Source organism: Eoetvoesiella caeni (assembly GCF_003315175.1).
Classification (GTDB): Bacteria; Pseudomonadota; Gammaproteobacteria; order Burkholderiales; family Burkholderiaceae_B; genus Eoetvoesia; species Eoetvoesia caeni.
The window spans coordinates 388,438-401,338 of the sequence record NZ_QNRQ01000002.1; the positions used below are offsets into that span (position 1 = coordinate 388,438).

Consider the following 12,901-nt stretch of genomic DNA (forward strand, 5'->3'; position numbering starts at 1 on the left):
AGACTCCGGCGGTATAGGCGTTATGTATGGGCGGCGAGGCAGGACAGCGAGGGGCGGTTGTTCCGGCGCCAGCGTGCGGTGCAGTGTTGTGCGTTGCGTTGGACGTAGGCTTGCTCAGGAAGGCTTGAACTGGACCTTGTTTTTCTTGCCTTGCAAAAATTGCGCCAGCAGGTCCAGTGTGGCTGGGTCGGTCTGAGCGACCGCAGCCATCAGTGATTCGGTGGCAAGGCCGTCTTGTATGGATTGATCGGCAATGCGCGGCAGCATGTGCATGACCCCGTAGTTGGTCATGGCGGCATTGGTGGCAATGCTTTCAGCCAGCTCCATGGCCTTGGCCAGGCCCTGGCCGTTGCCGACCGAGTATTGCGAGATGCCGATCTGGTGCCCTTCTTGCGCGTTCAGCACCCGGCCGGTAAGCATCAGGTCGGACATGCGGGCAACGCCGATAAGGCGCGAAATGCGCACCGAGCCGCCGCCACCGACAAACAGGCCGCGCTTGCCTTCGGGCAGGGCATAAAACGCGGACTCTTCGGCCACGCGTATATGGGCGGCCGAGGCCAGCTCAAACCCGCCGCCCACGACGGCGCCGTGCAGAACGGCGATAACGGGCGCACGCCCGAATTGAACATGCTCGAATGCCGCATGCCACATGCGCGAGTGCAGCACGGATTGGGGTACCGTGTGGGCCGAGACTTCGGAAAGGTCCAGTCCAGCGCAAAAGTGGTCGCCTTCGCCGTACAACACAATGGCTTTGACGGATTCGGGCATGGACTCGAAACAAGCCTTGATGGCCATGACCAGGTCTTCGTTCAACGCGTTGCGTTTATTGGGCCGGGTAATACGCACCTGGGCGACGGCGCCGATGTGCTTGACGGACAGGAGATGAGAATAATCGGGCTGGCTCATGATGGCTGGATTCGCGAAAAGGGGATGGGAGATGAATTTAGTTATTAAACATAATTGTTATTGATTATAAATAGTTGGGAAGAATAAGCAAGAGGAAAAGAGCGGGACGCGCGGCGGCTGCGGTTGCGGAGTGGGCACTTGCGCTACATGCAATGTAGGGATCTTTCAGATTGAAAAAGCGCCCGGCCGGTGTTGGCGCGGGCGCCAGGTGTACTTATATAGGGATCTGCGGTACTGACAGCCACTATGGCTTTTTACCGGAACAGGGTGTCGACGTAGTCTGCGCCGATGCCGACTTTTTCGTAATGTTCGCGGCACATTTTGATGTAGTCGTGCACGTCGAAATAGCCGTCGGCTTCGCCTTTGTCGTCAAGCCAGATCAATGGGCCTTTGACGATGAAAAAGGTCTTCATGGGGTCTTTGTGTTCGTAGGCAACCAGGGTGTGGCCTTCGCCCGGGGTTTCATAGACGAAGTCGCCGGCGGTGGCTGTCCAGTCATGTTCAAGATAGCCCCATTTGCCCGAGATGGTGTAGGCGAAAACCTCGTGCGGATGGTAGTGGCGGTTGACCAGCCCGGCGGATTTGGCCATGAGGATGTCGGCCCATTTGTTTTGGGTGGGCGAGATCCACAGGGGGCGGGACGATACTGTGTCGGAAAACGGTACGTAATACCGCTCGTCGTCGGTGGGGGCGTTGGCTATGTAAGCTTCAGGCAGGGCGTCTGGTTTGAAGACATTGGCAATGGCGGGAATGTCTTTCCAAAATTCGGTGGTAGGCGCGTCGGCCATGATGATCTCCTTGCAATGAAAACAGCGCGCGATACGAAGGAGTATCACGCTTGAGCGTCTGGTCTGCTCGCGGACACATAAGCTTAGCGCATACTGAGTTTTACAGTGAGATACATTTTTATATATGCAGGCCGGCGCGCATCGGTGGTGCCCGATTGCCGATGCAATCCGATCGAATCGTGATATTTCCAAGATTTCCGTGGCTTATGGCTTATTTGCCGATACAGAAGGATTGATTGAGTCGTATCTTTCGGATCATCTCTTGCCGCCTGGCTTGCCAGAATGGGCGTAAATGGGTTTCCAAATGGAATGTGGGGATTTTTGGGTGTAAACGGGTGTACTATTGGTTGCATGATTCGCACCGACTCTCTCCAGATCTCCCCGGAAATCCTCGGCCTGATCGCCGGCATCGACGAATTCAAGGGCGCCTGGCGCGCCCTGGGCACGCTGGCGCCTGACCGGCTGTCGGCATTGCGACGGGTTGCCACCATCGAGAGCATCGGTTCCTCGACACGGATCGAGGGCAGCAGACTGTCGGACCGTGAAGTCGAACGCCTGCTCTCCAACCTGCAGATCAAGTCCTTCGAGACCCGCGACGAACAGGAAGTGGCGGGTTATGCCGAAGTCATGGAGCTGGTGTTCTCGTCCTGGCAGGACATTGCACTGACCGAGAACCACATCCGGCAGTTGCACCGCGACCTGTTGACCCACAGCGACAAAGACGCCTGGCATCGCGGCAACTACAAAACCACCACCAACAGCGTCGCGGCATTCGATGAAGATGGCAAGCCGCTTGGTGTGGTGTTCGAGACTGCAACGCCTTTCGATACGCCACGCCTGATGGCCGAATTGGTGGCCTGGTTCAACGAGGAACGCAGCCGTGGACGCCTGCATCCATTGCTGTTGATCGGCATCTGGGTCGTGGTGTTTCTGGAGATCCACCCCTTTCAGGACGGCAATGGTCGCCTGAGCCGGGTGCTGACCACATTGCTGCTGTTGCAGGCCGGCTATGCCTACGTGCCTTACAGCTCGCTGGAAAGCGTGATCGAGCAGAACAAGGAAGCCTACTACCTGGCGCTGCGCCAGACACAAGGCAGTATCCGCAGCAACGCGCCGAACTGGCAGCCTTGGCTGGTGTTCTTCCTGCGCGCACTGTCCCAGCAGGTACGTCGCCTGGAGCGCAAGGTCGAGCGCGAGAAGCTGGTGTTGGCCAAGCTGCCGGACCTGGCATTGCAGATCGTCGAATTCACGCGCGAGCACGGCCGTATCACCATGGCCGAAGCCATCCGCCTGACCGGCGGCAACCGCAACACGCTCAAACAGCACTTCCGTACGCTGGTGGAGCAGGGGCATTTGCTCCAGCAGGGGGGCGGGCGTGGGACGTGGTACGAGTTGCGCTGAGTTGCCTGCCAAATCCAGAAAGATCCATCGGACATCAGTATCATGAGTGAATACCAATACTACGAATTCGCGGCCATCGACAGGCCGTTGACCCGTACCGAGATGGCCGAACTTCGCGCTGTCTCCACTCGCGCCGTCATCATGCCCGCCAGCTTCACCAATCACTATGAGTGGGGCGATCTCAAGGCCGATCCTGCCGAATGGATGCGGCGCTATTTCGATGCCTTTGTCTATTTGGCCAATTGGTGCAGTTGTCATGTGTCGCTGCGACTGCCGAAGGCCGTTTTTCGCAACGCCGAGCTGGATGCCTTCACCCGTTCGGCTGCGCTGTCGGTTGAATCCAGCGATTCGCACTGGATCGTCAGTTGGATGCTGGAGGAAAGCGAGGATTGTGACCGCTTTGCCGAAGACGACGGCAGTGGTTGGATGCGCAGGTTGATTCCCTTGCGAGATGAGTTGATGCGCGGCGATTTGCGGCCTCTGTACCTGGGCTGGTTGGCTGCTGGCAATGCCTTGCACGATGACGTGCTGGAGCCGGAAGTGCCTTGTGGGTTGGCCGACCTCTCGCCAGCGCAGCAGGCCTTGGTCGAGTTTCTGGAAATCGACCCGGATCTGCTTGAAGCCGCCAGCATGAACAGTGCCGCGGCCACTTCGTTGCACGACGAAACGCTGCCAATATCCACCTGGCTGGATACCTGGCAGACAGCGGATATGGAGGACGTGCTCAAGACAATTGCATTGGGTCGGGGCCAGGAGGCGGAACGCCAGGTAAAGTCGCGCTACGCGGCCTGGCTCAAGGCACAACGCCCGGCATCTTCGGGGGCCGCCCGACGCCAAGTGGCGGAACTGCGAGAACTGGCGCAATCGGCTGCCGCAGCCAGGCGGGCTCGCGAAGCCCAGGCTCATGCAAAACGCGAGGCGGAACGGCGCCAGAAACGCGAGGCCGAATTACGCCGGATCATGGACTCGCCGGACAAATACTGGAAAGCGGCAAGTGAACAGGCATCTCGCGGCAGTGCATCCGGCTACGAAAAAACGGTCAGTCTGCTGAAGGTGCTTGCCGAAGGGTATGCGTTGGTTGCCGGCCCAGACGCCTTCGATCGCCAGTTGCGGCGCTTTCTTGTCCCTCACGCCAAGCGGGCGGCACTGCTGCGTCGCCTGGCCGAAGCGGGCTTGTGGTCAGGATAAAGCGCAGGCGATGACTGGCCGCGACGACGAACTCGCCCGCCTTCGTGCCGAGAACGCCCGCTTGGTCGCTCTGCTTGAAGCGCACGGCATCGTTTGGCAAACACCTGCCCCGGTTCCCAAGTCTCCGGCAACTTTATCGTTGACCACAGGCGAGAAAGTCGCGCTCTTTGGCCGGTTATTCCGGGGCCGCACCGACGTCTATCCAGTCCGCTGGGAAAGCAAGACCGGCAAGAGCGGCTACTCGCCGGCTTGTGCTAACGAGTGGCGTCCAGGCGTCTGTGAAAAGCCGCGCATCAAATGCAGTGACTGCCAGCAGCGGCAACTGTTGCCATTGACCGATCAGGTCCTTTTTGATCACCTGGCGGGACGCCATACCATCGGCTTTTATCCGCTGCTGGCAGGCGATGATTGCCATCTGCTTGCCGTTGATTTCGACGAATCGGACTGGCGTGATGATGCCCGAGCCTTCGTTCAATCTTGCCGTGAGCTGGGTGTTCCGGTGGCGCTGGAAATTTCGCGCTCCGGCAATGGTGCCCATGCCTGGATCTTCTTTTTCGGCCGCGTCCCTGCCCGGGATGCCCGCCGGTTGGGAACGGCTTTGATCAGTCACACCTGTGCTCGTACGAGGCAATTGGCACTGAGCTCCTACGATCGTCTGTTCCCGAACCAGGACACCCTGCCCAAGGGTGGGTTCGGCAACCTGATTGCCCTGCCTTTGCAGAAGATGCCTCGCGAGCGTGGGGCAAGCGTCTTTGTGGACGATGCCCTGCAACCGCATCCCGACCAATGGGCCTTCCTTGCCTCGCTGCAGACGATGGAGCCGCACGACATCGAGCCTGTCATCCTGCGCGCCACCGGCGGCTCTCATCCACTGGACGTCACCTTTGCTACTGAGGAGGACCTGCACGAGCCATGGAAACGTTCGGCAGTGAGCCGGCAACGGTTGGTTGGTGCGATGCCGGCTTCGCTCACATTGACTTTGGCCAATCTCATCTACATCGAGAAGGACACACTTCCGCAGGTATTGGCCAACCGGCTCATCCGTCTGGCCGCTTTCGCCAATCCTGAGTTCCATCAGGCCCAGGCGCTGCGCCTGCCGGTCTGGAACAAACCTCGTCTGATTGGTTGCGCCGAGAATTTCCCTCACCATATCGCCCTGCCACGTGGCTGCCTCGATGCTCTCCACGAGCTACTGCGTGAGAACGCTATCGGCTGCGCACTGTGGGACGAACGCTGCGGCGGCCAAGCCCTTGCTGTTGAGTTCGAAGGCCAACTTCGTGAGGACCAGGAGCAAGCCGTCAGAGCGATGCTCCGCTTCGATACCGGCATCCTGTGCGCACCCACCGCCTTCGGAAAAACCGTTACCGCCGCAGCATTGATCGCCCGGCGTGGCGTCAACACGCTGGTACTGGTGCATCGCACGGAATTGCTCAGGCAGTGGCAGGAGCGGCTGCAGACTTTCCTGGGTTGCGGAAAGGAGATGGTCGGCGTGATTGGCGGCGGCAAGTCCAAGCCGACAGGCCGCATCGACATCGCAGTCATGCAGTCCATACATCGGCAGGGAGAAACCAACCCCATTGTGGAAAATTACGGACACGTCATCGTCGACGAATGCCACCACCTCTCTGCAGTGTCGTTTGAGGCCATTCTCAAACGTGTCCGCGCCCGTTATGTACTGGGGTTGACGGCTACACCGATCCGGCGCGATGGCCGTCAACCCATTCTGTTCATGCAGTGTGGCCCGATCCGCCATACCGCTGCCAAACCGGCTGGTGCGCCACAGATGCTGGAGTGTGTGCCACGCTACCTGCCGGCGCGAACCGCATTTCCTGAAGATGCGGCCATCCAGGACATATTCCGCCAGCTTTCCAGCGATATCACCCGTACCGCTACGATCGCCGACGAGATCGCGAAGGTTTTTGCACAGGGCGGCAAGGTGCTGGCCTTGTCCGAACGGACCGATCATCTTGACGGCTTGCACGCCGCTCTGGTGGGGCGTGTCCAGCCCTTGTTCCTGCTGCATGGCCGCCAGTCGAAGAAACAACGCGCCAGCGTGATCGCTGCCTTGAATGCATTGGATGCCGATGTCCCGCGCGTGTTGCTGGCCAGTGGCAGATTGGTGGGAGAAGGCTTCGACCACCCGCCGCTCGACACGCTGGTGCTGGCAATGCCGATCTCATGGAAAGGTACGCTGCAACAGTATGCCGGCCGTCTGCACCGGGAGCAGGTGGGCAAGCAGCGTGTGCGCATCATCGACTTCATCGACGCTGGACATCCTTCGCTGCTGCGCATGTGGGAACGGCGGCAGCGTGGCTACCAGGTGATGGGTTATCGGATGGCGACTGCGGAGGAGTTGGACCTGGAGTTACCAACGTAGCGCATGCTTTTTGCTCCTGGTAATGAATACGGGTAGCACGCAGTTCGGATTGTTTGCAGCGGCAGCGATGATGCTGGGGTGAGATAGCGGCTCCTTTGGCCATGTGGCCGATACCGACAGGAGCCTTGCCATGTCACATCAACCTTCAGACATCATCACCCCGAAAGCTTTGTTGCTCGATGAGCGGCTGACTCCGCTGGTCGAGTACCGCCGCAACCCGATGACCGGCTTCTCCATGGTCAGCCGTTATGCCGTGCGGAATCAACCACTGACGTTCGTCGAAGCATGCCTGGAAGACGACGATTACCTGCCGTTGCTCGAACGGGCACTCAACCATACCAGGGCGACGATTCGCCAGTTGGCTCAGTCCATCCTCGGCGAGGCCATGCGTCAGCCTGATGCTTTGGAGAGGTTGCCCGCTGTAGCGAGGGAGTGCATCGAACTGCTGCGGGGCAAAACTCATCCTTGGTCAGGTAATTCTTGGCGACGGCCACATCGGTTTTCAGAATCTTGCCTTCGGGCGCGCTCGCCCAGGAAGTCAGCCCCATATGCGGCTTGCTGCTATCGGCCCGCTTGCGGATCAACTCAGCGGCCGTATGACCGTGGATGGCGTAATGCAGTTTGTTCTGCACTTTGGCGAAGAATGCCTTGGTAGTCGGTGCGTCCTTGTTGTAATCCACGCTGGTGGCATAGATGTCGGTGATCTTCTGGTAGAAGCGTCGCTCGCTGAGCCGGATCTCGCGGATTTCCGCCAGCAGTCGCTCGAAGTAGTCCTCGCCCAGGAAGCTGCCGTTTTCCATGCGCTGACGATCCAGCACATAGCCCTTGATGGCGAACTCTCGCAGGACGCCGGTCGCCCACTGGCGGAACTGCGTTGCGCGTATGGAGTTGACCCGATAGCCGACGGAAATGATGGCGTCGAGGTTGTAGAAGTCCACCGCCCGGGACACCTCCCGATGGCCCTCCTGCTGAACTATCCGGAATTTCCGGATAGTTGCCTCAGGCGCGAGTTCCTGGCTGGCAAAGATGTTCTTCAGGTGCTCGCTGACGGTGCGCACATCCACCCCGAACAGTTCGGCCATCAGCTTCTGCGACAGCCACAGGGTCTCGTCCTCGTAGCGGGCTTCGATGCTCTGCTCGCCGGCTTGGCCAGTGAAGATCAGAAACTCGGCTGTGCTGTTGCGAATCAGTTTTTTGCCATTCATACCAAGTATCTCCACGTGGTCTGTACTTCGACCAAGCATGCAACTGTCATCCTTGGGCTTGAGCGCCTTGAGCGCGGTATCTGTGAGAGACATGGACCCTCCTTGAGCCCATACAAGCCAATAATCAGGCTATTCGGCGAACTTGGACCCGTAATCAGTGATGTCCCTGAACCACACCTCACTTCCCGATACAGAAGCTGGAAAAGATCTCGCCCAGCAGGTCGTCGCTGGTGAATTGGCCGGTGATGGCGCATAGGTCGTCGTGGGCCAGGCGCAGTTCTTCGGCGAACAGATCGAGGACGCTGTCGTTGTGGCTGGCGTGCTCCGCGGCCAGTTCAAGATGCTCGGCGGTCAGGCTCAGTGCGCGCAAGTGGCGTTCGCGGGCAAGCCAGGGCGATTCGGTGCTGGGGTTCCAGCCGGCGATGTCGAGCAGTTTGTGGCGCAGGTCGTCCAGGCCGGCGCCTGTTTTAGCGGAAATTCCAAGTCTGAACTCGACATGGGCGTCGGCCGATCCGGTTGACGCTGCGGCAGGATCCGCCGCAACGGCAAGGTCGTTTGGCAATGTTGCGGGCTTGTTCGAGGCAGCATCGGCCAGCAAGTCGATCTTGTTGAACACCTTCAATACCGGTGTGCGGGCGGGCAGGCGTTGGGTAATGGCGGAGTCGAGTTCGTCGTTGTGGGTGCGGGCGTCTTGCAGGTGGACGATGACGTCGGCTTTTTCGATTTCAGCCCAACTGCGGGCGATGCCGATGCTCTCGACAGTGTCTTCGGTTTCGCGCAGCCCGGCGGTGTCGATGATGTGCAGGGGCACGCCCTGGATATGGATTTGCTGGGCGACTTTGTCGCGGGTGGTGCCGGCTATGGGGGTGACAATGGCGATTTCGTCGCCGGCCAGCGCGTTGAGCAGGCTGGACTTGCCCACATTGGGTTGGCCCGCCAGCACCACTTGCAGGCCTTCGCGCAAAATCATTCCTTGCCTGGCCTGGCGGGTCAAGTCCGCCAGGTCGTCGCGGATCTTGGCCAGGGTGGCGCCCGCCTGGTATTTTTCCAGGAAGTCTATTTCCTCTTCGGGAAAGTCCAGGGTGGCTTCGACCAGCATGCGCAAATGCACGATGCGATCGGCCAGGGCGTTGACATGGGTAGAGAACTGGCCGCTAAGGGAAGCCATGGCGCTGCGCGCGGCTGCCTCGGATGACGCGTCGATGAGGTCGGCCACCGCTTCGGCCTGGGCCAGGTCCAGGCGCTCGTTCAGGAAGGCGCGCCGGGTGAATTCGCCCGGTTCGGCGTGGCGCAGTTCCTGATTGCGGCCCGCCTCAAGACAGCGCTCAAGCAGGCGGCGCAATACGGCGGGACCGCCATGGCCTTGCAGCTCCAGCACATCTTCGCCGGTATAGGAGTTGGGCCCTTTGAAGTAAAGAACGATGCCGGCGTCGATAGGTTGTCCCTGGGCGTCTTTGAAGGGCAGATAATGGGCGTGTCGCGGTTGCAGAGGCGTGCCGAACAGGCTTTGCGCCAAGGCGCTCAGGTCGCGGCCCGAAATGCGCACCACACCGATGCCGCCGCGCCCGGGGGCGGTGGCTATGGCAATAATGGGCTGATGCGAGTAAGAAGTCATGGACTGTAGGACGGCAATTGTGGAGTTGTCACATTGTAGTGGGCGGGACGATGAAAGGCTAAGCGCCGCTCCATTGGCGAAAGCTGGCGCGGCGTTTAAGATAAGCGTTGAAACCACGCCTTTTTAAGGAAGCGCCATGCCTTATATGATCGACACCTACGACAAAGAGCACATGCACGCTTTGCGCCAGGCCTTGCGCGACAAGCATCTGGACTACCTGGACGAAAACCGCGCCTTGTTGCTGGCATGCGGTGCCAAGCTCGAAGACGACGGGGTGACAGGCTTGGGCAGTTTTTACATTATTGATGTGGAAACCCGGCAAGAGGCCGAACAGTTCATCAATGACGACCCGTTTACCAAAGGCGCCTTGTTCGACCGCATCAGCATTACCCGCTGGCGCAAGGCGTATCTGGACGGCAAGTGCTATTTGTAGCGCTACCCACTGGCCATAAAAAACACCCCAAAGCCTGGATCAGTGTCCAATTTTTGGGGTGCTGTTTGCGGGGCAGGTGCCTTCCGCGGCCGTATCGACGACCCGGGGCTTGAGCCGCCTAGCGGTGCGCTACCGCTGTTTGTTTGTCCAGCTTGTGCATGATGTAGCGCTGCTGGGCGATGGACACAATATTGTTGACGCACCAGTACAGAACCAGACCCGCGGGGAAGAAGAACATCATGCCGCCGAATACCAAGGGCATGATCAGCATGATCTTGGCCTGCATGGGGTCCGGAGGAGTCGGGTTCAGCTTGATCTGCAGGAACATGGTGCCCATCATGATGGCCGGCAAAATAAACCATGGGTCGCCGATCGACAGATCGTGAATCCAGAGGATCCAGGGTGCGCCGCGCATTTCCACGCTGCCCAGCAGGACCCAGTACAGGGAAATAAAGACCGGCACCTGAACAACCATGGGCAGGCAGCCGCCCAGCGGGTTGATTTTTTCGGTGCGGTACATCTCCATCATGGCCTGGTTCATTTTGGCCCGATCGCCGCCGAACTTTTCACGCAAGGCCTGCAGGCGCGGCGTGACCAGTTTCATTTTGGCCATGGAGCGGTAGCTGGCGGCCGAAAGGGGGTAGAACACCAGCTTGATCAGCAAGGTCAGCAGCACGATCGTCCAGCCCCAGTTGCCGACGAAACTATGTATCCAGGTCATGAGCTGGAACAGGGGCTTGGCGATAATGGTCAGGAAGCCGTAGTCGACGACCACATCCAGGCCGGGGGCGACATGCGCCATGGCTTTCTGGTCTTGGGGACCCAGCCATAGGTGGGCGGTGGTGGCCTGGTGCTGGCCCGGTTCGATGGTGCCCAGCGGTTCGATGGCCCGTACGGCGTACAGGTTGTCGGAAACGCGCAATGCCTCGTTATGGCGCACTTTGCCTTCCGCCGGTACCCAGGCGGTGGCGAAATAGTGCTGCACAATGCTGATCCAGCCATTGTCGGCCTGCTTAATGTAGCTGGCCTTGTTCTTGTCGATATCGGAGAACTTGATCTTCTGGTACTTGTCTTCGCTGGAATAGACCGCGGGACCCGTAAATGTGCTGTAGAAGTGCGAAGTATTGGGAGGATCGTTGCCGTCGCGTGTCAGCTGGTAATAGATGGACGGATTAACCGGGGCCGTGCCCACGTTGTACAAGTCGTTTTGGACGTCGATATCGTAGCGGCCCTTGTGCAGGGTGTAGGTCCGGACGACTTTTAGGCCGTCGGACTGCGCTTCGAAGACGACTTTAAGCGTGTCGCCCGACATCGTGCGTTCGGATGAGGTCATCTGAAACGGCGTCAGGTGCGTGGGAAAGCTTTGGCCCTGCGCAGCGCCGACCACGCCGGCCTGGACCAGATAGGTCAGGCTGGCCGAGTCGTCCAGCAACATCATGGGTTTGCTGGGATCTTCGAGGTCTCTGTATTTGGTCAGTTGAGCCTTGACCAACTGCGCACCCGTGGTGTCGAAGGTCAGCTCGTAGACGTCGGTCTTGATCTGGATTTTTTCCGAGGCGCTGGCTGCTTTTTGGCCCGCGCCGGGCACCGTCTCGTTGCCGGCGGCTGGGGCCGGCGTTACCGCGGCCGGAGCACCGGCCGGAACGCTGGCGTTGGGCGCCTTGGTGCCGTTTGCCGCCTGTTTCGGTTCTGTACCGGCGGTCTGGCTTGTGGTCGAGCCGCCAAAGAGCGAAGGCTTGCCAGTATGCACTTGCCAGTTATTCCACAGCAGCAAGAGCGAGAAAGAGAAAATCATCCAGAGGACGGTGCGTCGGATATCCATAGCGCCTGTTTTCTTAAGTTAAAGCGGAGCAAAAGCTCGTTAGTTTAACGTAGCTCAACTGAACCGCAGTTGAGCATGAGGGGATTCATAAAAACGAGCGGTAAACAGCCGATGAGCCGGCTGGTTATTTGCTCGTGTGTTTCGAGCCCGGAACGGGATCGCAGCCGCCTGAACACCAGGGATGGCAGCGGGCGATACGCCGTACGGCCAGCCACAGGCCTCGCAGCGGGCCATGGATTTCGATGGCTTCGATGGCATAGGCGGAACAAGTCGGGGTGAAGCGACAGTTGCGGCCTAGCCAGGGGCTAAGGAAATACCGGTAAAAGCGGATGGGGGCGATAAGCAGGGCCTGAGGCAGACTATGGTTCATCGCACCGCCCGGTCAAGCAAGGCATCAACTTCGGAACGTACCAGCTTTTTCAGTTCGGTCAGCGTAAGCGGGCCGACTTTGGAATGCAGCCGGAATACGTAATCGCACTGGGGGAGCTCGTGCCGGCGCAACCGGAATGCTTCGCGGATGACGCGCTTCATGGCATTGCGGGTAACGGCTCTGGCGGCATAGCGTTTGGCTATTATCAACCCCAGACGAGCCTGGTCGGCACCCTCGGCAGCATCCCGGGGCGTAGTTATAACAAACAAAGCCCCTCTGGCAATACGTTTACCCTTGAGGGCGGCGGCGTATTCCGAGGGGCGGTGCAAACGCGCCGCGGGAGTAAACGTGGCACGCATGGGCTTTATAGCCAAGGGCAGCCTTGGCTGGGCCAAACGGGCTTAAACGGCCAAGCGCTTGCGGCCTTTGGCACGACGCGCTTTGATGACGGCGCGACCACCACGGGTCTTCATGCGTACGAGAAAGCCATGGGTGCGCTTGCGGCGGGTAACGGAAGGTTGAAAAGTGCGTTTCATGGGTAATCCAAATAAAAGAGCTATAAAGAGCTGTTGTCGAGCCGAGCGCCGAAAAGCCGTAGTCGGTCGCTTGCTTTGCTGGTTTCACCGCCGGGTTTGTTGTACCGATTAAACAGTAAAACAGATGCCAGGCGGTTTTTTTAGGCCCAAGGCTGATGCCTTGCCGCCCATAAGACTTGCAGTTGTGGCTGCCACCATTTGCTGTTACGTCTTTTTTTGCACCCCGTAGCCGCGTTTTTAGCGGTTTTCGCGCAGCTTTT

Annotated in this window: 12 protein-coding genes; 4 read left to right on the top strand and 8 right to left on the bottom strand. The window is 59.2% G+C overall.

The window, feature by feature from the left end; translation table 11 throughout:
* Nucleotides 1-114: 114 nt before the first annotated feature.
* Both DFR37_RS05480 and DFR37_RS05485 read right to left on the bottom strand, forming a co-directional pair.
* Nucleotides 115-906 (bottom strand): crotonase/enoyl-CoA hydratase family protein, encoded by a 792-nt coding sequence (locus DFR37_RS05480; RefSeq protein ID WP_113932216.1) that lies wholly within the window; start codon nucleotides 904-906, stop codon nucleotides 115-117.
* A gap of 254 nt (nucleotides 907-1,160) precedes the next feature.
* Nucleotides 1,161-1,694, bottom strand: a complete 534-nt coding sequence (locus DFR37_RS05485) for a 2,4'-dihydroxyacetophenone dioxygenase family protein (RefSeq protein WP_113932217.1) — start codon at nucleotides 1,692-1,694, stop codon at nucleotides 1,161-1,163.
* 351 nt (nucleotides 1,695-2,045) lie between these two features.
* Here DFR37_RS05485 and DFR37_RS05490 point away from each other — a divergent pair, with 351 nt between their 5' ends.
* From DFR37_RS05490 to DFR37_RS05500, 3 genes are read left to right on the top strand one after another with little or no spacing between them, the layout of a single operon-like run.
* Nucleotides 2,046-3,095, top strand: coding sequence for a Fic family protein (locus tag DFR37_RS05490; RefSeq protein WP_113932218.1), 1,050 nt, complete (start codon nucleotides 2,046-2,048; stop codon nucleotides 3,093-3,095).
* Nucleotides 3,096-3,137: 42 nt separating this feature from the next.
* Nucleotides 3,138-4,283 carry a hypothetical protein gene (locus DFR37_RS05495; protein WP_113932219.1) on the top strand — a complete coding sequence of 382 codons (1,146 nt, stop codon included), beginning with the start codon at nucleotides 3,138-3,140 and terminating at the stop codon, nucleotides 4,281-4,283.
* Nucleotides 4,284-4,293: 10 nt separating this feature from the next.
* On the top strand, nucleotides 4,294-6,660 hold the full coding sequence (locus tag DFR37_RS05500) for a TOTE conflict system archaeo-eukaryotic primase domain-containing protein (RefSeq protein ID WP_113932220.1): 2,367 nt from the start codon (nucleotides 4,294-4,296) through the stop codon (nucleotides 6,658-6,660).
* A gap of 329 nt (nucleotides 6,661-6,989) precedes the next feature.
* Here DFR37_RS05500 and rhuM read toward each other — a convergent pair whose 3' ends face one another.
* On the bottom strand, nucleotides 6,990-7,958 hold the full coding sequence (gene rhuM / locus DFR37_RS05510) for a RhuM family protein (protein ID WP_211317213.1): 969 nt from the start codon (nucleotides 7,956-7,958) through the stop codon (nucleotides 6,990-6,992).
* An 85-nt stretch (nucleotides 7,959-8,043) separates the two neighbouring features.
* Entirely contained in the window at nucleotides 8,044-9,480 is a 1,437-nt protein-coding gene (mnmE, locus tag DFR37_RS05515; protein ID WP_113932221.1) for a tRNA uridine-5-carboxymethylaminomethyl(34) synthesis GTPase MnmE, read from the bottom strand.
* A 136-nt stretch (nucleotides 9,481-9,616) separates the two neighbouring features.
* Between mnmE and DFR37_RS05520 the strand changes: the two genes are divergently transcribed.
* Nucleotides 9,617-9,913, top strand: a complete 297-nt coding sequence (locus tag DFR37_RS05520; RefSeq protein WP_113932222.1) for a YciI family protein — start codon at nucleotides 9,617-9,619, stop codon at nucleotides 9,911-9,913.
* A 118-nt stretch (nucleotides 9,914-10,031) separates the two neighbouring features.
* Here the strand turns inward: DFR37_RS05520 and yidC are convergent, their stop codons facing one another.
* From yidC to rpmH, 4 genes are all read right to left on the bottom strand, one after another.
* Nucleotides 10,032-11,735, bottom strand: coding sequence for a membrane protein insertase YidC (yidC, locus tag DFR37_RS05525; RefSeq protein ID WP_113932223.1), 1,704 nt, complete (start codon nucleotides 11,733-11,735; stop codon nucleotides 10,032-10,034).
* Between the two features lie 124 nt (nucleotides 11,736-11,859).
* On the bottom strand, nucleotides 11,860-12,093 hold the full coding sequence (gene yidD / locus DFR37_RS05530; RefSeq protein ID WP_113932427.1) for a membrane protein insertion efficiency factor YidD: 234 nt from the start codon (nucleotides 12,091-12,093) through the stop codon (nucleotides 11,860-11,862).
* Between the two features lie 8 nt (nucleotides 12,094-12,101).
* Nucleotides 12,102-12,464 (bottom strand): ribonuclease P protein component, encoded by a 363-nt coding sequence (gene rnpA / locus DFR37_RS05535; RefSeq protein WP_113932224.1) that lies wholly within the window; start codon nucleotides 12,462-12,464, stop codon nucleotides 12,102-12,104.
* Between the two features lie 42 nt (nucleotides 12,465-12,506).
* Complete coding sequence (rpmH, locus tag DFR37_RS05540; protein WP_113932225.1) at nucleotides 12,507-12,641, bottom strand: 50S ribosomal protein L34; 135 nt, start codon at nucleotides 12,639-12,641, stop codon at nucleotides 12,507-12,509.
* Nucleotides 12,642-12,901 lie beyond the last annotated feature (260 nt).